General features: G+C 68.6%; 25 protein-coding genes and 2 pseudogenes. 23 read left to right on the forward strand and 4 right to left on the reverse strand.

The window, feature by feature from the left end:
• Positions 1–104 precede the first annotated feature (104 nt).
• From M2266_RS11335 to M2266_RS11425, 19 genes and pseudogenes are all read left to right on the forward strand, one after another.
• Positions 105–1,073, forward strand: a complete 969-nt coding sequence (locus tag M2266_RS11335) for a hypothetical protein (protein WP_277438082.1) — start codon at positions 105–107, stop codon at positions 1,071–1,073.
• Positions 1,074–1,118: 45 nt separating this feature from the next.
• On the forward strand, positions 1,119–1,547 hold the full coding sequence (locus tag M2266_RS11340) for a hypothetical protein (protein ID WP_277438083.1): 429 nt from the start codon (positions 1,119–1,121) through the stop codon (positions 1,545–1,547).
• A gap of 79 nt (positions 1,548–1,626) precedes the next feature.
• Complete coding sequence (locus M2266_RS11345) at positions 1,627–2,280, forward strand: hypothetical protein (protein WP_277438084.1); 654 nt, start codon at positions 1,627–1,629, stop codon at positions 2,278–2,280.
• Positions 2,280–2,495, forward strand: coding sequence for a hypothetical protein (locus M2266_RS11350; protein WP_277438085.1), 216 nt, complete (start codon positions 2,280–2,282; stop codon positions 2,493–2,495). The genes M2266_RS11345 and M2266_RS11350 overlap by 1 nt, the downstream gene beginning before the upstream one ends.
• A complete protein-coding gene (locus tag M2266_RS11355) occupies positions 2,492–2,647 on the forward strand; it encodes a hypothetical protein (RefSeq protein WP_277438086.1) in 156 nt (51 codons plus the stop codon). The genes M2266_RS11350 and M2266_RS11355 overlap by 4 nt, the downstream gene beginning before the upstream one ends.
• Positions 2,648–2,706: 59 nt before the next feature.
• Positions 2,707–3,189 (forward strand): hypothetical protein, encoded by a 483-nt coding sequence (locus M2266_RS11360; protein WP_277438087.1) that lies wholly within the window; start codon positions 2,707–2,709, stop codon positions 3,187–3,189.
• A 72-nt stretch (positions 3,190–3,261) separates the two neighbouring features.
• Entirely contained in the window at positions 3,262–4,758 is a 1,497-nt protein-coding gene (locus M2266_RS11365) for a DNA cytosine methyltransferase (RefSeq protein ID WP_277438088.1), read from the forward strand.
• A complete protein-coding gene (locus M2266_RS11370) occupies positions 4,755–5,213 on the forward strand; it encodes a hypothetical protein (RefSeq protein ID WP_277438089.1) in 459 nt (152 codons plus the stop codon). The genes M2266_RS11365 and M2266_RS11370 overlap by 4 nt, the downstream gene beginning before the upstream one ends.
• Before the next feature lie 21 nt (positions 5,214–5,234).
• Positions 5,235–5,612 carry a hypothetical protein gene (locus tag M2266_RS11375; RefSeq protein WP_277438090.1) on the forward strand — a complete coding sequence of 126 codons (378 nt, stop codon included), beginning with the start codon at positions 5,235–5,237 and terminating at the stop codon, positions 5,610–5,612.
• 42 nt (positions 5,613–5,654) lie between these two features.
• Positions 5,655–5,972: pseudogene (locus M2266_RS11380) on the forward strand (HU family DNA-binding protein); the annotation flags it as partial.
• Positions 5,973–6,068: 96 nt separating this feature from the next.
• Positions 6,069–6,503 (forward strand): hypothetical protein, encoded by a 435-nt coding sequence (locus M2266_RS11385; RefSeq protein WP_277438091.1) that lies wholly within the window; start codon positions 6,069–6,071, stop codon positions 6,501–6,503.
• Entirely contained in the window at positions 6,500–6,859 is a 360-nt protein-coding gene (locus tag M2266_RS11390; RefSeq protein WP_277438092.1) for a hypothetical protein, read from the forward strand. The genes M2266_RS11385 and M2266_RS11390 overlap by 4 nt, the downstream gene beginning before the upstream one ends.
• On the forward strand, positions 6,856–7,545 hold the full coding sequence (locus M2266_RS11395) for a hypothetical protein (protein WP_277438093.1): 690 nt from the start codon (positions 6,856–6,858) through the stop codon (positions 7,543–7,545). Before M2266_RS11390 ends, M2266_RS11395 begins: the two co-directional genes overlap by 4 nt.
• A 164-nt stretch (positions 7,546–7,709) precedes the next feature.
• A complete protein-coding gene (locus tag M2266_RS11400; protein WP_277438094.1) occupies positions 7,710–8,117 on the forward strand; it encodes a hypothetical protein in 408 nt (135 codons plus the stop codon).
• Positions 8,114–9,187, forward strand: a complete 1,074-nt coding sequence (locus tag M2266_RS11405; protein ID WP_277438095.1) for a protein phosphatase 2C domain-containing protein — start codon at positions 8,114–8,116, stop codon at positions 9,185–9,187. Before M2266_RS11400 ends, M2266_RS11405 begins: the two co-directional genes overlap by 4 nt.
• Positions 9,188–9,286: 99 nt before the next feature.
• On the forward strand, positions 9,287–9,637 hold the full coding sequence (locus M2266_RS11410; RefSeq protein WP_277438096.1) for a hypothetical protein: 351 nt from the start codon (positions 9,287–9,289) through the stop codon (positions 9,635–9,637).
• 30 nt (positions 9,638–9,667) lie between these two features.
• Positions 9,668–10,717, forward strand: coding sequence for an N-6 DNA methylase (locus tag M2266_RS11415; protein ID WP_277438097.1), 1,050 nt, complete (start codon positions 9,668–9,670; stop codon positions 10,715–10,717).
• A gap of 86 nt (positions 10,718–10,803) precedes the next feature.
• Entirely contained in the window at positions 10,804–10,992 is a 189-nt protein-coding gene (locus M2266_RS11420; RefSeq protein ID WP_277438098.1) for a DUF4314 domain-containing protein, read from the forward strand.
• 65 nt (positions 10,993–11,057) lie between these two features.
• Positions 11,058–11,843, forward strand: coding sequence for a hypothetical protein (locus M2266_RS11425; RefSeq protein WP_277438099.1), 786 nt, complete (start codon positions 11,058–11,060; stop codon positions 11,841–11,843).
• 335 nt (positions 11,844–12,178) lie between these two features.
• On the opposite strand, the gene M2266_RS11430 is transcribed toward M2266_RS11425, so the two are convergent.
• Positions 12,179–12,442 carry a chitin binding peritrophin-A domain-containing protein gene (locus tag M2266_RS11430; protein ID WP_277438100.1) on the reverse strand — a complete coding sequence of 88 codons (264 nt, stop codon included), beginning with the start codon at positions 12,440–12,442 and terminating at the stop codon, positions 12,179–12,181.
• Between the two features lie 611 nt (positions 12,443–13,053).
• On the opposite strand from M2266_RS11430, the gene asnB reads away from it, so the two are divergent.
• From asnB to M2266_RS11450, 4 genes and pseudogenes are all read left to right on the forward strand, one after another.
• Complete coding sequence (gene asnB / locus M2266_RS11435) at positions 13,054–14,877, forward strand: asparagine synthase (glutamine-hydrolyzing) (protein WP_277438101.1); 1,824 nt, start codon at positions 13,054–13,056, stop codon at positions 14,875–14,877.
• Positions 14,878–14,924: 47 nt separating this feature from the next.
• Positions 14,925–16,145: an acetyl-CoA C-acyltransferase gene (locus M2266_RS11440; RefSeq protein WP_277438102.1), complete on the forward strand. Its 1,221-nt coding sequence runs from the start codon at positions 14,925–14,927 to the stop codon at positions 16,143–16,145.
• A gap of 289 nt (positions 16,146–16,434) precedes the next feature.
• Complete coding sequence (locus M2266_RS11445) at positions 16,435–16,629, forward strand: type II toxin-antitoxin system VapB family antitoxin (RefSeq protein ID WP_277441156.1); 195 nt, start codon at positions 16,435–16,437, stop codon at positions 16,627–16,629.
• A pseudogene (locus tag M2266_RS11450) lies at positions 16,626–17,033 on the forward strand (PIN domain-containing protein). The gene M2266_RS11445 and the pseudogene M2266_RS11450 overlap by 4 nt, the downstream one beginning before the upstream one ends.
• Positions 17,034–17,102: 69 nt before the next feature.
• Here M2266_RS11450 and M2266_RS11455 read toward each other — a convergent pair.
• The 3 genes from M2266_RS11455 to pglZ are packed head-to-tail and all read right to left on the reverse strand — an operon-like array spanning position 17,103 to position 23,073.
• A complete protein-coding gene (locus M2266_RS11455; RefSeq protein WP_277438103.1) occupies positions 17,103–19,235 on the reverse strand; it encodes a DEAD/DEAH box helicase in 2,133 nt (710 codons plus the stop codon).
• Positions 19,232–20,560 (reverse strand): BREX system ATP-binding protein BrxD, encoded by a 1,329-nt coding sequence (gene brxD / locus M2266_RS11460; protein WP_277438104.1) that lies wholly within the window; start codon positions 20,558–20,560, stop codon positions 19,232–19,234. The genes M2266_RS11455 and brxD overlap by 4 nt, the downstream gene beginning before the upstream one ends.
• A complete protein-coding gene (gene pglZ, locus M2266_RS11465) occupies positions 20,557–23,073 on the reverse strand; it encodes a BREX-2 system phosphatase PglZ (RefSeq protein ID WP_277441157.1) in 2,517 nt (838 codons plus the stop codon). Before pglZ ends, brxD begins: the two co-directional genes overlap by 4 nt.
• Between the last annotated feature and the right edge of the window lie 197 nt (positions 23,074–23,270).

Below are 23,270 nucleotides of genomic sequence, written 5' to 3' on the forward strand. Positions count from 1 at the left end.
GCCACGCTCGTACCGCCCAAGGGGAACCGTGTCCATCCAACTCATGATCGCTGCGGCGTATCTGCCGCCCGACGTGCTCAGCCAGAGCCAGAAAGCTCGCCCTCATGAAGATCGCCGACAGTGCCGACGACGAGACGCGTCTTGCCCGGCCTGGTCTGACCCGCCTTGCCGCTTGGGTCGGCGTGACCGACAAGCGCGCCATCACCATCGTCACGGAGCTGATAGCCAAGGGCCTCGTCGAGCGTGTCGAGACCGGCAAGGCGGGCCGGTCTGCGGTCTACCGGGTCTTCCCGCTCGGCGTACCACCGACGCCAACCACCCCGGATCTCAAAGCGGCTGCCGAGGCCCGCAAGGCTGCCCCCAAGAACCCCCGCAAGGCACGCGCCGGAGTGGTGCGTTCGGCTCCGGCCAAGCCTGCGATGACGTATCAGGATGTCGAAGCGCGCGAGGCCAAACGGCAGCAGAAGGCACAGAAACCGCAGGTGGAGGCAGGGTTCCACGCGGGGAACCCTGGTTCAGAGGCAGGGTTCCACGGGGGGAACCCGGAGGCGCCAGAAGGCCGGGTTCCACCGGTGGAACCCGATGAGTTCCACGGGGGGAACCCACTGGGTTCCAGCGATGGAACCCCTTCCTTCCCTGGTCCTTCCTCTGTCCTTCCTTTCCCCCCTACCCCCACGGCTGACGCCGTAGGGGAGCCTGCGCCCGCTTCGACAGACACTTCCCGGCCGGACGGCGAGGAGGAGCCGCAGAAGGGCTGTGCGCGCCACCAGGGCCGCCCTGCCGCCTCCTGCCGTGCGTGTGGCACCAACCCGCGCGCGGGCCGCCAGCGGGAGCGGGAGGAGGCGAAGGCGGCGGAGCACCAGGCGCGCGGGCAGTTCTGGGATGACTGGCACGAGGGTGCGGCCAGCCGCCGTCAGCAGGTTGAGGAGCGGCCGGAGTCGGTGAAGTCCGCTCGCAGGGCTGCGCGCGAGGCGCTGCTTGAGTCCAAGGCCCGCAGGCAGCAAAAAAACTTAGGCCCGCGAACGAATATTTCACCAGGAATCTGGACATCCCCAATATTGCATATAGAATAGAACCAAGAAGAGGGGGAAGGGCCCCCTCGACCCCGGAAGGACGCCATGAGCTACCTGCCCACTCTTCGCCGCGCACACAACGGCGCGCTCGTACTCGACGGCAGCGCCGCCGCTCACGAGCAGATCCGTACCCTCGCCGACCTCTACCGCGAGGACCCCGAGGGTGTCGGCGACATGCTGATCGAGATCGCCGATCTCAAGGATCGGGCCGAGCGGGAGCGCGACCTCGACGGCCTCGGTCACGCCGAGCACGTGCGGGACTCGATCGTCACCGAGCTCATCAACGAGATCGGCGGCGCGGAGATGCACCTCGACCCACGCGACAACCACCACGCCCTCATGCAGGCGCGCAGCCTTGCCCATCACGCACGGCGCATCGGCGACGCCGCCCAGCAGCGCGCCGACCAACTGGCGGCCCTGACCGCCATCGCCCGAGGGGTGCGAGAGCAGCGTCGGAGGCCCCCCATCTGCTAGCCGAGGCGATTCAATCCGTTCCAAAGTAGATCCCAACTCTGTACTGTTGAACGGCACAAGACCTCTTGGAGAGAAACCCGTGAGCAATCACTTCGCGCAGATGGCCCCGATGCCCGTGCACGGCAACACCGACGATCCGCTGTGGCGCAAGGTGTGGAACGCCTACGAGCCGGTCATCACCGCGCTCCGACGCATCCCGCTCGTCGCCGACGTCGAGATCTGCGGCGGCATGTTCGGCATCACCGCGCAGCTCACCGACGGATCGCACCTGTGGATTTCCTCTGTCGAAGAACTGCCCCTCGACCCCACGGAGGTCGAGGGCTGGCACGTCAGGCGCGCCCACGAGGACAACCCGACCATCGACGAGATGGTCTACAACTCCACCGTCGACGGCGAGCACGCGCAGCACGGCAACAACGTCGTCCCCCTCGTGCAGGCGATCTCCACTTTCGTCACCGAACGTCGCCTCGCGCCCAAGCTGATCGACCTCATGTCCGTCCAGATGGACGGCGTGACGAAGAACCACCGGCGTATCAGCAAGCTCGTCCAGGGCCCCTTCGACGACCGGCACGCGGCGGTCAAGGAGTACGGCTACGCCACCCACGAGCTGACCGAGCGCGGCTGGCGGTGCATCCACGAACAGGGCGGCACCGACTGGCCGCTGACCATCTGGGAACTGAACGGCGAGATCGTCACCGTCTACCTCGCCCACGTCGGCCAGGTGAGCGCCTGATGTCCGGCGCGGAGGCCAGCCAGCCGAGCGCGGCCGAAGAGGCGGCGAAGCGCCCGTGCGCCTGCGTGATCGCCCACGTGCAGAACGGCGAGGAGCGTGACCGCGCCCAGGCCGCGCTGGACAACGCGCTGAAGACCAACGACGCACACGCCGTGTTCATCGCCTGCCTTCGGCTCATGCAGCCCTGCCCGGCCCGCGACGAGGTGACGCGATGACCGTCACGTTCGCCCTGCTCGCGCTCGCCCTCGGCGTCGCCGCCGGCCTCGCCGTGCTCGTCGTCGACGAACTGCGCTGGGAGGCCCGCGAGCGGCTTCCGAGGTGCACCACCTGCGGCCAGCAGCACCACCGACACGCCGCCCACCGCTGAACACCGTCCGGCCCGCCCGCCCCGGGCCGGACGGTCACAGACCTCTTGGAGAACAACCCGTGGGATTCCAGATGTACGTCCAGAACCTTGACGGCACACTCGCCGAAGGCAACGAGAACTGCTTCCACTTCGGGTGGTTCGCGATGCCGCGAACGCTCGACGCCATGAACAACTTCGGGATGCTCACCGAGCTGCCCGTCCCGTCCGCCCCGGCCCTTTCTGCCTACGGCCTGGCGGTGGAGAACTTCCAGCGTGGCGTCCAGCCCGACCAGGCCACGGCCAACCGCATCGCGGAGTACCGGGCCGCCTACCAGGCGGTCCTGGACGCGGCGGAGGCCGAGCCGACCGGCATCCCCACCTTCAAGCTCGCGAACAACGACGGCTTCCTCGTCACCGTCGCCGAGATCAGTGCCGCGCTCACCGCCTACGAGGCCCACCCGCACGTGGACATCGCCGAGATGCCCGTCGGCGATCCGACTTGGGGGCGCTGGACGGCGTTCCTGCGCCACGCCCAGACGCACAGCGGTTTCCGCACCTACTGATCCTGGCCGCCGCCCGGCCCCGCAACGTGCGGGGCCGGGCGGCGCAGACCTCATTGGAGAACGACTACCACCATGGCCACAGTCATCGACCTGCTGTGCGGCGCAGGAGGCAGCAGCACCGGCCTCGTCGAAGCCGGGTATGAACTGATCCTCGGGATCAACCACTGGCAGCTCGCCATCGACACCCACGCCGCCAACCACCGCAACGCCGACCACGCCTGCATCGACATCTCCGGCTTCCCGATGCGCTACCTGCCCAACGCCGACGTCCTGTGGGCCTCGGTCATCTGCACTGAGATCAGCCCCGCGGGCGGGCGGCGGCGCGAGACCAACCAGATGAACCTGCTCGACCTGATCGACGAGGGCGAAGACTGGGAGGCCCTGACCAAGGATGCCTTCGAACGCACCCGGGTCACCGGCTGGTGTGTCGTCCGGGCAGCCGAGGCCAAGCGGTTCAAGGCCATCGTCGTCGAGAACGTCGTCGAGTTCGGCCTCGACTGGATTCTGTTCCCGAAATGGCTCGAAGCGATGGAACTGCTCGGCTACCAGTACCAGATCGTGTGCGTCAGCAGCGCCCACGTCGGCGACGACGTCAACCTGCGCGCCCCGCAGTGGCGCGACCGGATGTACGTGGTCTTCACCCTCAAGACCATGCGCAAGCCAGACCTGGCGCCCAGGCCGCTCGCGCCCTGCGTGGACTGCGGCGAGGACGTGCACGCCGTTCAGGCGTGGAACGTCGAAGGCGTACGGATCGGGAAGTACCGGCGCGACTACATCTACCGCTGCCCCAACAGCCGGTGCCGCCACGCCATGGTCGAGCCGTACGTCCGCCCGGCCAGCGACATCATCAACTGGGACGACCTCGGCACGCGCATCGGCGACCGCAAGAAGCCCCTCGTGGAAACCACGATGGACCGCATCCGCGCGGGCCTCATCAAGTTCCCGTACCGCCCCAGCTCGATCACCCTCACCCACGGCAAGGAGGGCGGTGACCGCGCGTACGCCGTCGAGGACCGGCCCCTGCCGACCCGTACGGCCAAGCAGGGTGACGCCCTCCTGGTGCCGACCGGCGGCTCGTGGAACACCGACGCAGTCCCCGTCGACGTGCCCCTGCGCACTCGCACCACCCGCGAGAGCGAAGCCCTCCTGACGGTCAACCCGTTCATCGTCGAGTTCCGGAACCACGCCACCGCCAGCCCCGCGAGCAACCCCCTGAGCGGGGTCACCGCACAGGGCAACCACCACGGCCTGGTCACCCACGCCGGCCGAGTGCCCGAGCGGGCGAGGAACACCCTCGTCGTGCCGTACCGCAAGGCCGCGGTCAAGACGGCCGCCGAACCCGTCCACACCCTGTCCACCCGCGACTCGGCCGCCCTGGTCCGCTCCGCGCCGGACATCGCCGACTGCTACTTCCGCATGCTCAAGCCCCGCGAACAGCTCGAAGGGCAGCGGTTCCCCACGAAGTACGTCGTCTACGGCAATCAGGCGGAACAGACCATGCAGGCGGGCAACGCGGTCTCCGTCAACGTCGCGCGGTGGATAGGCCAGCGATTGGAGCCCGTCCTGTGACCGGATCTCGCAGCGCCCTGGCAGGCACGCACGTCACCGAGCACGCGCCGTGCTGGGGCGATACCGACTTCGCCGTGGCCGACAACCGGTGGAAGACCGGCAAAGACCTGGTCGCCATCTGCGAACCCGTCCTCTACGTCTGCGGCGGCTGTCACTACCGAGCCGCCTGCATCCGGCAGGTACTGCCCGCCAAGAGCGACTTCGACGGCGTCTGCGGCGGCCGAATCTGGCTCAACGGCGTCGTCGTTCACGCCCTGCCGGACGCCGACCCATCCGAGCTGCCACCGGCGGTCATCCGCAAGTCGTGCGGAACCGCCGCCGGATCACGCGCCCATCGCCGCGCCGTCGAGCAGCAGTGCACCAACTGCGAGCCCTTCTACATCCCCGGGCCCAACCCGCTGGACGACGAGGACGACCCGGACGCACAGCAGCTCGAACTGCCCGACGTCGCCTGATCCCCCGAAGGAGTAGGACGCATGACCGACCAACGACCCATGCGCGAATTGCTCGGCCCGGTCGCGGCCGTGGCGCTCATCGCGCAGCTCAACCCGGATCTGCCCGCGCCCGGCATCGAGTTCGCAGCGATCTTCCATGACGGCGTGGAGTACGGCATGGGTGTCCGGCTGCACATGCACCAGCCCCAGGAGGGCGTCTACGAGCGGTGGGCGCACTTGATCGGCAGCAACGACCCGGATTCGCACACCAATCCGGTCACCACCGCCCAGGGCAACCTGTGCCGCCGCACCTACGGCAGCTACGCGGACATCCCCGTGGAGGCCGTCGCCTACGTCGCCCGAGCGGTTCCCCGAGCCGCCAACCACTGGGCCCTGGCGCTCGACGAGTCCGCCACCTGACCTCGGCCACGTTCCTCACCCCAACTCACAGCAGGGAAAACCATGAACAAGCAGCTCCTCATCGAGGACGTCGCCGCCAAGATCGGCTCCCGGACCGTCGCCGCAGAGGCAGTGGAAGCCGTCTTCGACTCGATCGTCCGCGCAGTGGCCGAAGGGAAGAGGGTCAGCGTGACCGGCTTCGGCTCGATCGAACCCGTGGCGCGTCCGGCGCGGCTCGCGCGCAACCCGCAGACCGGACTGCGCGTACAGGTGGAGGCCACCCGCGCGGTCCGCTTCCGCGCCGGAGCCTCCTTCAAGGCCCTGGTCGACGGCACCAAGCAGCTCCCGGACGAGGGCAGCGCCATCAAGAAGGCCCCCAAGACCCCCCGCACCTGACCTTCCAGCCGTGGCCGCCCCGGGAAAAACCCGGGGCGGCCCCATACCCCGCTACGACATGACGAACGGAAAGGTGTGCTGATGCACGAGGAGATAGCCGACCAGGTCTGGGAGGCGGTCGGAAGCTGGGTGGAGGGACGCCATGAGGAGTCCGCGCAGATCCTCGCCATGCTGGCGGAGACGCAGACGCCGTCGATGATGTACGGGGTCGCCTGCGGTATCGCCACCATCGCCACGGCGGCGCTGACGAAGATGCACGGCCCCCGCTCCCACGCCTGCTTCTGGGGCATTCGGACCGTAGGCGACCTGCGTCCGGAGGACATCGTCCCCCCGCACCATCTGTTCGCCGCCCGCTTCCTCGCCGCCTCCCTCAACAACGACAAGGACACGGCGGTGGCGCTCTACCAGGCCGCGTACACCTCCAGCGACCCAGACCTGTGGCCCGCGTGCATGCACACGCTCCTGGCAGCAACCGGAGAAGCCGTGATCGCGGCCACCACGGGGGCCCACCGGTGAACGGTGCTGCCACGGGCTCGGCCGACAGGCTGCGCGATGACGTCGCGGACCCGGCGACCTGGAGCGTCCGGGTATGCGGCGACCGCTGCACCACGTGCATCTTCCGGCCGGGCAACCTCATGAACCTGGCACCCGGCCGCGTCGCGAGCATGGTCAAGAAGGCCGTGGCTGACGAAGGGCACATCGTCTGCCATCAGACGCTCGGGGCGGAAGCCCCCGCCATCTGCGCAGGGTTCGCCAACCACCCGAGAGGGCGGGTTGCCTCCCTCTCGCTGCGACTCGCCCGCGCCGGCGTGCTGAGGATCGTCGCCATCGAGCCCGCCATGGTCACGCTGGTGAACCGGGAACGCCCATGAGCCACATACGAAACGGCCGCTTCTTCGCGGCCTGCCACCCGCAGGACAGTGCTCGCATCCGCATCGTTCGGTACGAGGAAGGGGACATGCGCGCCCTGGTCGCCGACGCGGCCACCGGGGCCCGCCAGCGCCTCATCCTCGCCTCCAGCCTTCACCCCACGGCTGTCACCGGAGCGGGGACCAGGCGCAAGAGCGGATACGCGCCAGAGGACGCCCCCCTGGCTTCCGGCCCGCCGCCGGCGACGCTCCAGCTCCAGCAGCCTGCGCCTGAGCCGACGGACTGGTTCGACGGGATGCCGGGGCGCCGCTTCCGTGTGGCATTGCCCCCGCGGCTGCTGCTCCTCAACTCCAACCAGCGGCTTCACCACCTCCGCCGCGCGGACATCACCAGGGTTCTGCGGCGCGCGGCCTGGGCGGCTTCGCGGGAACTGCCCGTTCTGGAGAGGGCCCACATCATCGGCGTGCTGCACCCCGACGACCGAGGGCGCCGCGATCCGGCCAACTGGTACCCGAGCTTCAAGGCGTGCGTGGACGGACTCGTGGACCAGGGCGTCCTGGAGGACGACGATCACACGCGGGTCGTCGGGCCGGACATGAGGATCGGACATGTGGTCAGCGGATCGCGCCTCGTCCTCCACGTAAGGGAGCTGGCGACAGATGGCACCCCCGCTGAGCTGCGGAATTAGCTCGGTCTCCGGGAAAGAAAAAGCACCCGAAATCTTGCAAACCCCCCTAATGCATATAGAATAGAACCAAGAAGAAGGGGGACCCACCCCCACCCGAACTCCGCCCGGCAGCCGGTGACAACACAACCCGGCCGCCGGGCGGCCCTATGCCAAGGAGGACACACGTGACAACGGTCGACCCCTGTCCGATCGCGGACCGCCAGGTCTGCCTGGCCACCCGCGACCTCTCGCGGGCGGTGCTGAGACGCCTCTGCGCGACCGCGGCCGGGATCGAGCCGCGCATCAAGACGATCATCGCCACCCAGACCGACGGCCCCGGGGAGTACGCCCTGTGGCGTCTGCACGGCGACGACGGGCGGCTCCTCCTCCAGTTCGACCTGCTCCAGAAGCCGGGCGCGGCGTGGGGCCCCCTCATCGGCGACGTGTCATTCCTCGCCCGGCTGGCCAACCTCCGCACCCATCCGCCCGGCTACTTCTACGTCCACCCGCTGCCAGACGCCCGCGACATCGCCATCCCTTTGCCGTCGAACCCCCGGGGCCTCGCCCCGCGCACGATTGGACCGCTCCAGTGATCGCCACAACCCCCGCGCTGCTCGTCCAGCCCGACGGTCAAGTCGACGAGATCATGCTCGACTCTCACCGGCCCGACCAACTGCGCTGCATCCGCTTCTACGTCCACGGCGCACGCGCCTACCCGCTCGGCCGCAGAGCCGTCGTCCACGTCGGACAGAACAGGGAGACCGTCAACAACGTCGCCGGGCAAGCATGGATGAGCGTCACCAGCGGAAGCCGCCCGCCCGTCCTGCGTGGGCCCGTTGTCATCACCGGCCCCGCCGACCGCACCGGCGACTTCACCCCGCTGCCCGCGCTGAGCGCCGACGCCGTGCGCCGCGCCGCCGGCCTGCTGTCCGGCACGTTCGCCGTGGCGCCGGACGTGAGCGTGGCGCAGCATCGCGGCGGGCGCGCCCACCAGTGCGACGCCTACGCCGTCAAGCGCGACAAGGGCAGCGGTCGCTGGGCCTTCGCCGTGCTCGATGGCGTCGGCGACACCCCCGAAGCCCGCCGCTTCGCCCAGAAGTTCGCACCGCGCGTCGCCCGCGCCGCAGCCCTGTACTGCGATCCCGCCCGCGCCCTCGCGGCAGCGCGCATCGAGGCCCGCAACGAAAGCCGCTGGGGCTTCGACCCCGCGACCGACCCCAGCGCCGTTGCGGTCGTCGCCGTGGCAGACCACCGCTCGCCGCTCATCCGCTTCGCCTGGTGCGGCGACGCGCGGGCCTACCGGCTCACCCCGATCGGCACGGCGGTACCGCTCACCCGTGACCACAACTTCGCCGAGGAGCAGCGGTCCCGTGGCCGAACCCCCGGCCCGTACGACCGGGACTTCATCACCTCCTGCCTGATGCGCGGCTCCATCACGGCAGGGGTGGTCGAGCGGAAGTACGCCCGCCGACTGCTGCTGTGCACCGACGGCGTCCACGCCCCGCTGGAGCGGCGTGGGCGCGAAGTCGGCGGCATCCTCGACCTCGCCACCGACGCCAAGGACGCGGCCACGATGTGCGTCGCCGACGCGCTGAAGGCCGCCGGGCCAGAGGACGTCCCCGACAACGCGACAGCCCTGGTCGTGGACTTCTCCCGCAGCTAGGCCAGCCCTTCCCGACCTGATCACGGGTGCACCACACTCCGAATGCCCATAGAAAAGAAGCATTTGGGTGGTGGGGCGCCCACCCGAACCGGAGGACCCATGCCCGCCCGACCCCCGACACCAGTCATCAACACCCCGGAGCACCACTTCGGCGCCATGTTCCTGGTCATCGCCACCCGCCAACCCGACGACGCGACGCTCCGCGCCGCCACGAACCTCATCGACAGCGCCGCCACCGCGTGCTGGGCACTGCGGCCCGACGACCTCGCAACGCTCACCCAGCAGCAGTACCGCCAGCTCCTCGACTACACCGCCGCCCCCCAGGTCCTCGACCTGGCCTTCTACCTCGGCGGCGACAGGAAGCAGATCCGCACCCTCATGGATCACATCGGCCGCGAGATCGCTCATGAACTCCTCATCCACTACCCCCCGCTCGAAGTCCAGGGCTGACCCGACATCCGCTGATCCAGGAGAAACGGCATGAGCCAGCTCGACCTGTTCGCTGACGCGAACACCCCCGACGAACCCTCAGCTCCACTCGCCCCCGCTGCGACGCCCCGCAGATACCTCACTGACCTCCCGCCGGCGCTCACACCCGTCACCACTCAGCCCCGATCCAAGCCGGTTGCGGTCAAGCCGACGCTCGGCCGCTACCGCCCCACGCAAAGGAACCCGCACGAGACCGCCTTCGAGATCGCCGAGGCCGTCAGTTACGCCTGGCATCACGCCCAAGGCGGACCGGGCATCGAAGTCCCCATGGGCGTAGGGGCCACGCTCGCTCTGTGGCCCCTGCGCGGCCCTGACGCCTACCTCGCCGCCGACTGGTGGCTCAGCCTTGATGACGACCAGCTCCTCACCGCATTCCGTGAATGCTGGGCACGCTGGTGGCTCATGCGCCCGGACCTGATCGACCGAGCCACCCCGCTGCACAGATGGGTTGAGGACGAGAATCCCGGACCGACGCGCGCCCGCGCCGTCAGGGCAGTGGTCGAGGCCGCTCTCACGAGGGGCCTGCTACACCTGACCAGCAACGATGACCCGTACTACCGATCCACCACGGACGTGATGGGCGCCCTGTTGGCCATCATGCGCTCGAAGGGGGCCCACGACGCTCTCGCGGAAGTTCACACGCCGCCAGAGGTCGCCGAGCTGATGGCCCGGATGCTGCTCGACGACAACCTCACGCCGGGGATGAAGTTCGATGAGCCCGCCGGCGGCACCGGCGGGATGTACCGCGCGGCCGCACAGATCATGCGGGAGAGGAACACCGACCCGCACGGGTTTGGATGGTCGCTGACCGACATTGACGAACTCGCTGCCGCTGGGGCCGCCGTCAACGCGATCATCTGGGACCTGGGCCCGCACGTCCTGATCGCCTGCGGCGACACCCTGCACGATGGCAACCTGATCGCGAAGGCCGCCGAGCGGGCACGTGGCGCCTTCGAGCGGCGTGACGAGCTGCATTCCCAGGCAACCTTCCTCGCGGCACTGCAGAAAGTCGAAGCCCTGGTGCGCAAGGTAGCCGCCTGACCAGGGCAGACGCCCCCAAAATCTCGCATCGGTGATCTTGACCCTGCTCTAAATGCATATAGAATAGAAGCAACGAAGGGGTTCCGATGACCTACAAGCGAGGCGACCGCATCGCCCTCATCCACACCACCGACCCGCACACCGAACTCACCGAAGGAGACGAAGGGACCGTCCACCGGTACGACCCCAACCTCGCCCAGCTCTACGTCACCTGGGACAGCGGCTCCACCCTCTCGATGCTCCTGGACGACGGCGACGAGGTGCGCCCCGCATAGCCCTCACGGGCCCGCCCCTCGCCGGGCGGGCCCGAGGCCCACCAGCAGACCTCTTGGAGACACGCATGCTCATCACCGACGCCGCAGTCCGAGAAACCGCGGTCACCCTCGTCCAGAGCCTCGGCGGAGACTGGACTCTCGACCCCGAAGCGCCCGCCGACGGCGCAGCCCACCTCATCTACAGCGATGGACGAGCCATCAGCTTCCGCCCCATCCTCGGCGGAGCCACCGTCCAGCTCTGGATCACCGGCAACGCTGCGCCCACGCTTCCCGACAGCGCCACCCCCGCCGAATATGCAGCCCACGAGGCGCATATGGCCGCGCGCCTCGACGAGGGTCGCCGCTACAACAAGGCGGCCAGCCTCGTCACCGAAGAAGAGGAAGAACCCGCGGTCATCATCCTGCGCACCCTCGAAGACCTCCTCCCGGCCTTCGAGTACAAACCCCGTTACGTCGGCCACCGGCCGTGGATAGACCTCTTCCACAACGCCCTCGCGGCCGTCACCGCCGAACGCGACACCGCGCCGGCCGCCGTCCCCGCCGTTGATGGCAAAGACGTTGCGGAGGTCGAGCCTGAGCCGGTCACCGAAGCCGAGCCGGAGCCCGAGCCCGTCGCCAAAATCGCGCCCGAAGCGGACACCGAACGGGAGCCGGACGTCGAGGCCGAGCCGGAGCGTACGAGCGAACTGACGACAGCGCCCGAAGCTCAGTCCGAAGTAGTAGATGCTGCACCCGAACCGCCCCAAGCCGAGAAAGACACCGGCGAAGTCGAGGACCAGCCCAAACCAGCCGTGAGTCCGCGCCCCCGGAAGCGCGCGCCCAAGCGTCGCCCGAAGGCCAGCACTAACTGACCTGTTCGACTCGACAAGGGGCGCGGCCACGCCGCGCCCCTACTGGAGAGCCATGAGCAACGACACCGGAGCCGTAGCCCGCCACCGCCACTACATCAGTCTCCGAAACGCCGACAGAGAAGTCCTCCGTACGACCTGGTCCATCGGGTACGGGGACCCCGGTGTCCCTTCTCAGCGAAGCGAGTCGTCGTCTCACCCAACCCACCCGCCAACCGAATCTTGGCGGGTCCGGCCCCGAGGGGTGGGCTGGGTCTGGAAGTCCGAGGCCAGTCCTGGAAGGGACTGAGACTGAGGGCGTCCGGAGCAGCGGAGTACAACTGCTGGCCGGAGCGCGTCTACTCCGGGGGCATCTGCCACGGGTGGACGCACGCGATGAGCTCGGGGTGGTACAGCGTGCCCGGTCCGCACTGGAAGTCGAAGCGAGTGAAGTCCCCATCAAAGTCCACGCAGCGGTGGAACTTTGACTGGTCGTCCGGGTTAGGGAAGAAGCCCTCCTCCGTGCAGGCAGGAGGTGCAGCGGCAGCCTGCGCGGGGACCGAGTAGGAGAGGCCGGCGAGGGCGAGCAGCAGAGCGGCTGCGACGCGGCGCGTACGATTCATACCCCTTAAACGATCTTTTCGGCCTCAGGATGTTCGCCGCAACAGGTGATGCGAGTAGCTCACCAGTCCGAGGGGACCTCCCTGTCCGCAGCAGGCCCTCGGCAGCCCGACGCCCAGCCGCCGGGTCACGAGCCATCAGCTCGACCAGTTCCTTGCCCAGTGCCGTCGCAGCCAGTGTCACCAAAAGCCGGGACCGTGGTTCTTGTCGTCTCTCATGCCTGAAGAACGACGCCTGACGCGGCACGCAACGCCTCACGCGACTGGGTTGGGTGAGACGACGACTCGCCTCGTTGAGAAGGGACACCCGGCTACACCACGCAGTTCGGCACACCGCCGGAACTGTCCCGTCTCACTTGACCTGGTCCCGATCTCCGTTGATCTGGTCCGATCCGCCTGGGAAAGTCCAGGTCAAGTGAGACGGGCGTTCGTTCGGGTGTTTCGCCGTGTCAGGGAGTAACCCGGGCGCTTCTTGATCGTTCCACGTGGTGGTCGGCGTACTGGGTCCGGCCTCGGGGCTTGTCCTTTCCCGCGCGGTGGCGCGGTGTGATGGAGAAGTGCCGGATCGGGTTCCTACGGTGGGCCCCGCGCCGGGGCCGGGGGGATGTTCGAGGATGTGTGGGCTGGTTGGTTATGCCGGGTTCACGGGCCGTGTGCCCCGGGGCACCGGGGACACCTCGCTGAAGGAGATGACGGAGACCCTGGCATGCCGGGGGCCGGATGCCTCGGCCAGGTGGGCCGAGGACGCGGCGGGGTTGGGGCACACCCGGCTGGCTACCGTGGACCTGGTCGGGGGCCGGCAGCCGATGGTCCTGGTGCGCGGCGGGCGCACGGTGCTGGCGGTGGCGTTCACCGGTGAGGTCTACAACCACGCCCGCCTGCGCGGGGAGCTGACCGCCCTCGGGCACCGGTTCACCACCCGCAGCGACAGCGAGGTCGTGCTGCACGCCGTCGACGCCTGGGGCGAACAGGCACCCGCCCGACTGGAGGGCATGTTCGCCTACGCCGCCTGGGAACCGGGCCCGCGACGGCTGACGCTGGCCCGGGACCGGTTCGGGATCAAGCCCCTGTGCTACACGCGCGTCGGCGACGCGGTGGTGTTCGGCTCCGAACCCAAGGCGGTGCTGGTCCACCCGGCGGTGACCGCGCGACTGGACCTGGACGGCTTGCGCGAACTGCTGCTGTCCGCCCACCCGATGATCAAGACACCCGGCCGCAGTGCCTTCGCGGGGCTGCACGAAGTCCCGCCCGCAACCGTGGTCACCGCGACCCCGCAGGGGATTCGCAGCCACCGCTACTGGTCGCTGACCCCGGTCGAGCACAGCGAGGACCTGCCCGCCACGATCGCGCGCGTCCGGCACCTGCTCGAAGAGGCCGTCACCGGGCAGATGGCGGCCGACGTGCCGGTGAGCGTCCTGCTGTCCGGGGGACTGGACTCCAGTGCGATCGCCGCTCTGGCCCGCCCGGCGGCCGGGACCCTGCACACCCTGTCGGTGAACGTGGGCAACCAGGCCAGCGAGGCGGACGCCATGGGACGCGACCCGGACGGCCCCTACGCCGAGATGATGGTGCGCCACCTGGGCAGCTCCCACCGCCGGGTACTTCTGGGCGCCGACGTACTGGCCGACCCCGCCCACCGCGCCCGGGCCGGCACGCTGCGCGACGCGCTGACCCTCGGGGACTTCGACACCTCGCTGCTCCAGCTGTACCGCGCGGTTCGCGAGGACTTCCCGGTCACCCTGGCCGGCGACGGAGCCGACGAACTCTTCGGCGGCTACCGCTGGTTCACCCCCGCGGCCGCGGCAGCAGAATCCTTTCCCTGGGACACCGTGCTGGAACGCGCGGACCTGACCCGGCTGCTCGACCCGGCCCTGGCCGCCGCCCTGGACCTGCCCGCCCACCGCGCCGAACTCCACCGGGCCGCCTGCGCCGAGATCGAGCACCTGCCAGGAACCACACCCGCCGAGGCCGCACTGCGACGCGACAGCTACCTCAACCTCACCCGGTTCCTGCCCTGCCTGCTCGACCGCGCCGACCGCCTGAGCATGGGCGTCGGCCTGGAGGTACGCGTCCCGTTCCTGGACCACCGACTGGTCGAGTACGTCTTCAACACCCCCTGGAAACTCAAGACCTTCGACGGCCGCGAGAAGAGCCTGCTGCGCGCCGCCGTCACCGACCTGCTCCCCGAACCGGTCCTGACCCGCCGCAAGAGCCCCTACCCGGTCGTCCGCGACCCCGCCTACCGCACCGCCCTGACCCTCCAGGTGGAGCGCGTCCTGGCACACGCAGGCCCCGCCACCGACCTGTTGGACACCGCCGCCGTCCGCCGCCTGCTGCTGCACCCCCACGGCGCACACCGCTTCCCACGCGAGGGACTGGAACTCGTCCTGGACCTGGACCAATGGCTGCGCACCCACCGGCCCACCCTCCAGTTCTGACCACCCGGCCCCCACAACCTCCCCACCGAGAACCACAGGAAACCGCCATGCAGCACGCCGTCATCACCTCAGCCGTCCGCACACCCATCGGCCGCGCCCACAAGGGCGTCCTGGCCACCGTCCGCCCCGACGACCTGCTCGCAGCCACCGTTGCCGAGGCCCTGGCCCGCACCCCGGGCCTGGAACCGGGCCAGGTGGACGACCTGGTCGTGGGCTGCGCCCTGCCCGGCGGTGAGCAGGGCTTCAACATCGCCCGGATCGCCGCCGTACTCCTCGGCTGGGACCACGTGCCCGGTGTGACCGTCAACCGCTTCTGCACCTCCTCGCTGCAGGCCGTCCGCATCGCCGCCCAGGCGGTGCGCTGCGGCGACGCCGACGTCGTGATCGCGGCCGGAGTCGAATCCCAGTCCCGTCTGGCCCAGGGCAGTTCCGACACCTGGCCCGGCACCGAGAACCCCGCCTTCCACACCGCACGGCAACGCACCATCCGACGCTCGCAGGCCGGCGCCGGGCCCTGGAGCGACCCGCGCAACGAGGCCGGGCACCCCGACCCCTACATCCCGGTGGGGCTGGCCGCCGAGAACACCGCCGACCTGTACGGAATCACCCGCGCCGAGATGGACGCCTACGCCGCACGCTCCCACCACCTCACCCAACAGGCCCTGGACCAGGGCTTCCACTTCGGTGACATCGTCCCGGTCAAGACCCCGGACGGCACCACCGCGACCGCCGACGACTGCCCGCGCACCGGAGTGACCCAGCAGAGCCTGGCCGCCCTGCCGCCACGGTTCCGACCCGACGGCAGGATCACCGCCGGCAACAGCGCCCCACTGTCCGACGGCGCCGCAGCCCTCGTCGTCATGTCCGAGACCTACGCCCGAGCCCACGGCCACACCCCGCTCGCCCGCATCCTGGCCACCGCCGTCAGCGCGGGCACCCCGGAGACCGAGGGCCCTGCCCCCGTCGCCGCGACCCGCACCGTCCTGAACCGCGCCGGCCTGTCCCTGGCCGACCTCGGCACGGTCGCCGGCAACGAGCCCTTCGCCGCCCAGATCCTGGCCTACTGCACGGAACTGGGACTGGACCCCGAACTGATGAACCCACACGGAGGCTCGATCGCCCTGGGCGAACCCTACGGCGCGGCAGGGGCCCGACTGACCACCACCGCACTGACCACCCTGCGCCAGGACGACCTCGACACCGCCCTGATCAGCATCGTCGCCGCTGGCGGCCAAGGCATGGCCATGGTCCTGGAACGCACCACGTAAGACCACCACCCCACGCCGGCACACCCGGTACCCGCAAACCTGACTGTGTCACCCGACGAAAACACCCCACCGAACCACATGAATTGAGACGACGAACAGCACCAGCATCCACGGGACCAGATCGTCTGAGACTTCCCCCGACCACGCGTCTCAAATGATCTGGTCACCGCTGGTCACAGCCCTGACCCCGGGCCAGATCAATTGAGACGGGACAGGAACCCAGCGCCCGTCACGCGGCGACGTCCATAAACAAGATCATTACCGACGCTCGGTGGCTGCATCGTGGAGCCTGCCTGGCCTGTCCCTGGGAGGGCCCGGACCAACGACGCCGAGACTCAACGCGGCCCTGCGCGACTACGTGGACCGGGTCAAGCGGCTGGAGGCCGCTGAGAAGCTGGCTGCCCGCGGGGCCCAGGGTGAGTTCGATCAGGCCGCCGCCGCCCATGACGCTGTTAAGCAGGCCCGGCGGGCGGCCTTCGAGTGATCTCGTATCTCCTCGACGCCTCGGCGCTGTGGCATCTATTCCGTACCCCAGGGGCGCTGCGACCTTAGGAGGGGCATATCGCGACCGGAGTGTTCCGCGTCTGTGAACCCACCCGCACCGAGTTCCTGTTCTCGGCCACCAGTCCGTCCCACCGGGACGAACTGGCCGAGGAACTGGACGCGTTGTGCCCGCTCTCAGCGGTGCCGAAGAACGCCTGGCGCTGGGTGGATACCGCCCAGTACAAACTCACCCAGTGAAGCCAGCACCGCTCCGCCGGCCCGATCGACCTACTGGTCTGCGCAACCGCAGTCCACCACGGCCACACCGTGCTCCACATCGACAACGATTTCGCCACCGTGGCCGGCATCCTCAAGGACGTGCAACAGCGAGACATCCGCGCCTAACACCCATCGGGTTCGTCGTCGCCGACCTGATGGCGGCCGCCCGGCGCCGTACTGGGTGCAGTATCGAAGTCACAGTCCCACATTCGTGAACCTGGACGGCTCTCTGAGCGCAGCCGCCGCACCCTCCAGATCAGCGAGCCGCGCGGCAAGGGTTGCCTCCGCGAGCCGAGCGGGTAGTGCGGCGCTGAACTTGAGGCCGTTCAGCGCACGTGCATCCACTGCGGGAAGACACAGTTGATCGACAGCTTCTGAAGTGGCTTTTCTCCATTCAGTGGGCGTCACGTCCTCGCGAAGTCGGATGCAGGTGTCCGTTGGCCTCTGGAGAGGATCGGCGATCGTGGTGAGTGTGGCGGCCAGGGTGGCGTTGGCCCGGTAGCCGGCCCAGGTCCACCAGCGCACGTTGGTGTCACGCCCGCCCCTGACGATGACGGTCCCCTCCGGGTGGACCATCTCCGAGCTGCTCTCGCGCGCCTGGGCCAGCGCAGCCGTGGCACGGGCGGTGAGGACCACCGGCGGGTCGGAGCCGAGCAGTACTTCTCTTGCCGCGCGGGTCAGTTCATACGATGCGGTCCGGCCGGAACCTACTCCTCCCCAACGCGCTTTGCCGCCGCCATCGACCGGTTCGACGAAGCATCGCCGCCGGGACCAGTCGATATACGTCACCTGCCAGTTCCGTCCTGCAAGGAGCAGCCGCCGAGGACCGGGCACCTCTTCTGTCAGTAGCGCGGGATTGGTCGTGCCGATCTCGGAGCGACCCGACAGCACCGTGAATTCCGGAGCTGCCGTGAACACTGCGGTGAGATCCATGAAGTGTCGGTATCCGAAGCGGCGTTCGGCTTCGGGACCAATGAAGAGCATCCCCCCGTCACGGTCCAGGAATCCCTCGTCAATCAGGTGTCGCACGATGGGTTCGGCGGAATTCCCGAAGGGGCCGAGTCCTCCCCACCATTCCTGCCACAGCCGGTCTCCGACTCGATGTTCCTGCAAGCAGAGGGCCAGGACTTGTTGCGCGACGATGTGCCGTGGTTCCGGTGGAGCGATCACCGGCTCCACCCAGCCGCGCGACCACAACAGCAAGAGTGCTGCCGCACCGATCAGTCCGTCCTCGTCGACGGCGAGGAACAGGCAGTTGCGGGTGGAACCCGGCCGCCGGCCGGTACGGCCAAGACGCTGGAGGAACGAGGCGACAGTTCCAGGCGCGTCGATCTGGATGACGCGGTCCAAGTCACCTACGTCGATGCCCAATTCCAAGGTGCTAGTTGAGACGATGACGCAGTCACGCGCATCAGCGAAAGCTTCCTCCGCTCGCCGACGTTCATCCACTGAAAGTGATGCGTGAGACAGGAAAGTGGTCACACCCTTGGCGCGCAGGCTCTCTCCCAGCTTCTCGACCTGTCTGCGTGATTCGCAGAACACGAGCCGCTTCTCGCCGCGGTGGAGGGCTGCAATCACCGTGGCGGCATTCTCCAGGGACCCTACATAGTCAACCTGAATTTCGCCGGGCGGTGGCAGAACAGGGGATTCTTCGCGAAGGTGCGGAGCGACGACCTGAGCCGGGCGCTGGCCATATCCTGAACCTTGTAGCCAGGTGAGCAGCTGATCCGGATTACCTACGGTGGCGGAAAGCCCGATGCGTTGCACAGGCCGCCCAACGACACGCTGCAGTCGCTCGAGCACTGCCAGCAAATGCCATCCACGGTCATCCCCGGCGAAGGCGTGCACCTCGTCAACCACGATGGTTCGCAGTCCGGAGAAGAAGGCCCGGTGATCGACGTTGGTGCTGACGAGCATCGCTTCCAACGATTCCGGCGTGGTCAGCAGTACGTCCGGCCGGTTCCGCAGGATCCGCTTGCGGTGGGGTTGGGACACGTCCCCATGCCATAGGGCGGCGGTACGCCCGAGCCAGGAGGTGTACGTCTCCAAACGCGGCAGCAGGTTGTTCAGCAGCGCCTTCAGGGGGCAGACGTACAGCACCGAGGTACCGGTCCAATTCTCCTGCGCCATCCTCGAAAGCAGTGGGAAGGCTGCTGCCTCAGTTTTCCCACCGGCGGTTGGAGCCAGGAGCACGGCGTCCGAGCCGTCAAGCAGCGGCTCAATCGCCTCCTCCTGCAGAGGACGCAGCCCAGGCCACCCCAGAGTGTTGACGATGTGATGGACGAGTCCGGGATGCAACCGATCCAGCGGCTCGGGGGCGCCCGTCATGGAAGCTCCAGCTCGATCTCGTCGACGCTGTTTGCTGCCGCGTTGCGCTCTACCTCGCTCAGCTCAATGGCGTTCACTGTCAGCGCGTAGTGCTTGCGAGGGTCAAAATCGTCGAATTCGTCGACCCGGTCCAGTACGTCCGCGACGAGCTTACGCAGGAACAGCCGCGGGGCGATCCCGACCCGACCGCCGAGCTCGCCTGTCACGGCAGTGGCCAACTCAGCAACGTACGCGTCATCGACCCGCGCGGCGATGCGCTCAGGGTTCTTGGCCGCGCCCGCGTACAGATCCCTGACCGAACGACCGAGTTCACCAAGGCGCACGAGATCGAAGCCGGTCAGCCGCAGCTGGACCGCCCGCGGTGAATCGAACCGCGTATCGGTCGAGAAGTCCGTTGCCAGCCGTTGCGCGAGCGGTGGGAGCCGCTGTGCACCCTGCTGCCCGTCATAGAAGGCGGGGGTACCGGTGATCACCAGGAAGAGGCCGGGGAAGCGCCCGGCGTCGATCTCGTCGAGAAGCTGACGCAGCGCGTTCAGCCCCTTCTCCCGTACGTCTCCCCTGACCCGTTGAAGGGTCTCGATCTCGTCCAGGACCACCAGGAGCCCGGGATGCCCGCAATCCTTCAGCACGGTGAGCAACCCTTGCAGGAAGCCAAGCGCGGCAAAGTGGTCCAGATCTCCCCGCACCCCTGCGGTCCGCCGTGCGGAGGCGGCCACCGATTTCTGCCCACCGAGCCAAGCAATCACGGCCTCGGCGGTCGCCGCGTCCCCTGCGAGCGTGGCCTTGCGGTAGCCGCGCAGAGCCGCGGAGAACGCTGGGGTGGTCTGGGCGACCGCGCGCAGTCGCTCCTCCATCAGGTTCTCGACCGCTGCCTCCAAAGCCTCTTCGTCATCAGCCAGTTCCGGATGCGCCTCATCCACCTCCTCCGCAAGGGTGTAGAACCAACCATCAACCACCGAGCGCAGGGCGCTGGCCGGCTCGGTCGCCGTCGTCAGCCGCTCGGTGAGTCGGCGGTAGACGGTTTCCAGTTTGTGCAGCGGCGTTTCCGTCTCGGAGATTTGGATCTCGGCGGTGGCGAGCCCGGCGCGCTTGGCCCGTTCGGCAAGCCAGCGGGCGAAGAACGTCTTCCCGGATCCGTACTCGCCGCGGATTGCGTGGAAGGACGCGCCGCCCGATGCGATCGTGGAGATTCGCTCGTCCAGTGCAGGTGCGAAGCGGTCCAGTCCGACCGCGAACAGGTCGAGCCCAGCCTGCGGCACAGTCCCGCGCCGCAGCGCGTCGATGACTTCTCGGCGGCGGGCCGCGCTGATCGGTGCGGTGCTCACACGCCCTCCTTGGGCAGCTCAAACTGCTCACGCAGCGTCTCTCGGTTGAGCCGGACTCTGGCCCGGGAATCGATCAGGCTGATGACCTCGTATCCTTCGATGTTCAGCAACCGGGTCAGCACGGTCACGAACCCCTCGGGGCGGGTGTTCGTACGACCGCCCGAGGCGACGGCTGCCGCGGCGACTGCCGCGAGCGAGAGTGTGCCGCCTGAGGCGTCAAGCGCGTCGATGACGGCGGCCACCACCTTGCGGTCGGGCACCTTGCGGACGAACTTGCCCTGATGCTCGTAGATCTTGGTGCCGACGATCTGCTGGCCCAGTGTGAGCACGGCCGGCGCGGGCGTCACCGGCACCTCTACCGCATCGTCAGCGAAGAGCTCGCCCGCCTGTGGCCGTGGCTTCACTTTGGCCTGCGCAGTCTTCTTCACTGTCTTGACTGGTGGGCGTGCAGGTACGGACGCTGCTGCGTCCGCACCCCACCAAGCAGGCTGCACGGACTCACGCGGCAGCTCACTCCAGCCATCCGGCGCCAGCGCGGCCGAAGGCGCCAGGACCACCACCGGAACCGTCATTTCCGCGAGCGCCGCGCCACCGTGATAGCCGGCCTTGCGCGGCGTGTAGCGGATCACCTCGGACCACGGCACGATGACCCGGCCACCGTTCTCCAGCACCCGTGGCCCAGTCAGCGCGACCTCTCCCTCGCCGGGCAACGCCCCCGTACGCCAGCGAGCCGATTCCACCCCTTCGGCAGGCAGCGGTCCCACCTCGGCCCCCGTCCGGTCAAGAACATGCCCATGGTCGGACACCAGCACCACGGGACGCCCCTGCCCGCGAGCGGAGTTAAGAAGTTCGGCAAGGTACTTCACCCGGACCACCGACCAATCGGCGAGAGAACTCTGCTGCCCGTGATCGAGACTCTCGTCAATCGTGTTCAACACGACGCCTACCACAGCGTCCGAAGCGATCGCCGCGACCAGTCGCGGGTCGAGCAGCTGCCCTGCCGGTCCGGGGATCTCGCTCTTGTGGAAGAGAACGGCCTCGTGCTGGTGCTGCTTCCAGAAGGCGGCGAACCCTTCCTTCTCCGCGCTCTGTCCACCCAAGACCGGGCGTCCGCACAGCAAGGTCGCCCGGCTGATCACGGTCACCGAAGGGATCATCGCGACGGCAGCGGCCCGCCGCCCGTCGCCGGACAGTTCGCTCCACCGCCCCGCCCCGGTCAGCTCCTCGCCGAGCTGGGCCGCGACCGCACTGCTCATCCCATCCAGGACAAGCACCAGCGGCGGCCGCTTTTCGGCCAGCTTCAGTGCAACCTTCCGTAGAACGTCCTCAATGGGCAGAGTCTCCTCGGGCTGTCCGGCTGTGGCGTGCTGAGCCCACGGCTCCAGCCGGCCCGCAAAGGCCTCGTCGAGCAGGGCACGCCGCCGCCGCGCCGCGTCGTGCACCGTGCGGTAAGCCTGAGCCAGGGCGGGTTCAGCCTCCTCGTCACCCACCCACAGCTGGGCCAGCGCCCGGTCCACCCACCCCCAATCGGCGACATGTGCGCGCACGGCCTGCCCGACCGAAGACACGACTGGGTCGGGGGCGTCCAGCCAACGGCTCAGCCGCACCGCCATGCGCGCGAGTTCGACCCGCTTCGGGTAGAGAAGAGCGGCAAGTTGATGCTCTGCCACGTGTTCCCAGGCTGCCTGTGCCGCTTGTGGCCCTTCGGGCAGGGCGTTCGCTAGCCGATGCAACCGCGCCTGGAATCCGGAAGGAAGAAAGGGGTTCTCTTCCAATGCGGCGGTGAGATGGGCATTGCCTGCCAGCTGGTTAGCCTGGTGGAGCACATCGACCACCCGCTGTCGGGCTTCCTCGCTCTGTGGTCCTCGCCCCGATGCCTCGCCGATCCAGCGGGTCAGACTGCCTTCCACCGCTCTTGCGTAGGCGCGCAATTCGGAGGGCCTGGATCCCGACCCGAACACGGATCCCAGTGCCACAGCAGCATCCGGCGACGCCGCGTCATCGGTCATGACTGAGGCCAACACGCCCAGGGCGGTGGCCTCAGTACCCCGCCCCTGGAGCGCAAGCCGCAGCAGCACAGGGGCTGCCTCTCCCGCGCTCTGTGCCAGCCATTCGGTGATCCCCTGGCGTTCGGCCTCAGACAGCCCGGCAAGGCGCTCGGGGCCCCCCGGGGTACGGGACCAGGCCAGCAGTGCGTCGACGTCCACCGACACCCCGCCCTCGTAGACGCCCTCGAGTCCGAGCCGCACGCCGACTAGGGCACGCATCGCCGCGTCCAGGGTGAGCACGGCCCCGCGTTGTGGCCACCCCCCTTGCGCCGCATCAGGCTCGGCTGCGATCAGGGCAGCGGGCAGCCATTGCCACGGGTCACGGCGCATCCGCGGATCGAGGTCGGAGGCGCCAAAGAGCTGCTTGACGATATCGACCTCGTCAACGGCGATGATCTGTGAGCGCACCATCTCGCCCAGCAGGTCGAGGCTGATCTGATCCCCCGGCACATCCGTGGTGACCACGAGCAAGTCTGCCGCCTCAGCGGGCCAGGTGGTCCTGCCAGGCGTTCGTGAGGCCGAGTACCGACGTGGCGTGGGTGATCCGGACCTTGCGCCGCGCCCCATCACCGGTGGGAACCGTGAACTCCTCAGGCCCACCCGCTACGTATTTCCCATGCACCAGGAGTAGTCGACGGCCCCTGGTACGGGCCAAGCGAGTG

Origin of the sequence: Streptomyces sp. SPB162 (assembly GCF_029504575.1) — a bacterium.
Classification (GTDB): Bacteria; Actinomycetota; Actinomycetes; order Streptomycetales; family Streptomycetaceae; genus Actinacidiphila.

What these genes read in the sequence shown, in the direction of transcription:
- M2266_RS11335 (WP_277438082.1), top strand. Translation starts at nt 105, where the DNA reads ATGAAGATCGCCGACAGTGCCGACGACGAGACGCGTCTTGCCCGGCCT.
- M2266_RS11340 (WP_277438083.1), top strand. Translation starts at nt 1,119, where the DNA reads ATGAGCTACCTGCCCACTCTTCGCCGCGCACACAACGGCGCGCTCGTA.
- M2266_RS11350 (WP_277438085.1), top strand. Translation starts at nt 2,280, where the DNA reads ATGTCCGGCGCGGAGGCCAGCCAGCCGAGCGCGGCCGAAGAGGCGGCG.
- M2266_RS11355 (WP_277438086.1), top strand. Translation starts at nt 2,492, where the DNA reads ATGACCGTCACGTTCGCCCTGCTCGCGCTCGCCCTCGGCGTCGCCGCC.
- M2266_RS11365 (WP_277438088.1), top strand. Translation starts at nt 3,262, where the DNA reads ATGGCCACAGTCATCGACCTGCTGTGCGGCGCAGGAGGCAGCAGCACC.
- M2266_RS11375 (WP_277438090.1), top strand. Translation starts at nt 5,235, where the DNA reads ATGACCGACCAACGACCCATGCGCGAATTGCTCGGCCCGGTCGCGGCC.
- M2266_RS11385 (WP_277438091.1), top strand. Translation starts at nt 6,069, where the DNA reads ATGCACGAGGAGATAGCCGACCAGGTCTGGGAGGCGGTCGGAAGCTGG.
- M2266_RS11395 (WP_277438093.1), top strand. Translation starts at nt 6,856, where the DNA reads ATGAGCCACATACGAAACGGCCGCTTCTTCGCGGCCTGCCACCCGCAG.
- M2266_RS11410 (WP_277438096.1), top strand. Translation starts at nt 9,287, where the DNA reads ATGCCCGCCCGACCCCCGACACCAGTCATCAACACCCCGGAGCACCAC.
- M2266_RS11415 (WP_277438097.1), top strand. Translation starts at nt 9,668, where the DNA reads ATGAGCCAGCTCGACCTGTTCGCTGACGCGAACACCCCCGACGAACCC.
- M2266_RS11420 (WP_277438098.1), top strand. Translation starts at nt 10,804, where the DNA reads ATGACCTACAAGCGAGGCGACCGCATCGCCCTCATCCACACCACCGAC.
- M2266_RS11425 (WP_277438099.1), top strand. Translation starts at nt 11,058, where the DNA reads ATGCTCATCACCGACGCCGCAGTCCGAGAAACCGCGGTCACCCTCGTC.
- M2266_RS11430 (WP_277438100.1), bottom strand. Translation starts at nt 12,442, where the DNA reads ATGAATCGTACGCGCCGCGTCGCAGCCGCTCTGCTGCTCGCCCTCGCC.
- asnB (WP_277438101.1), top strand. Translation starts at nt 13,054, where the DNA reads ATGTGTGGGCTGGTTGGTTATGCCGGGTTCACGGGCCGTGTGCCCCGG.
- M2266_RS11440 (WP_277438102.1), top strand. Translation starts at nt 14,925, where the DNA reads ATGCAGCACGCCGTCATCACCTCAGCCGTCCGCACACCCATCGGCCGC.
- M2266_RS11455 (WP_277438103.1), bottom strand. Translation starts at nt 19,235, where the DNA reads ATGACGGGCGCCCCCGAGCCGCTGGATCGGTTGCATCCCGGACTCGTC.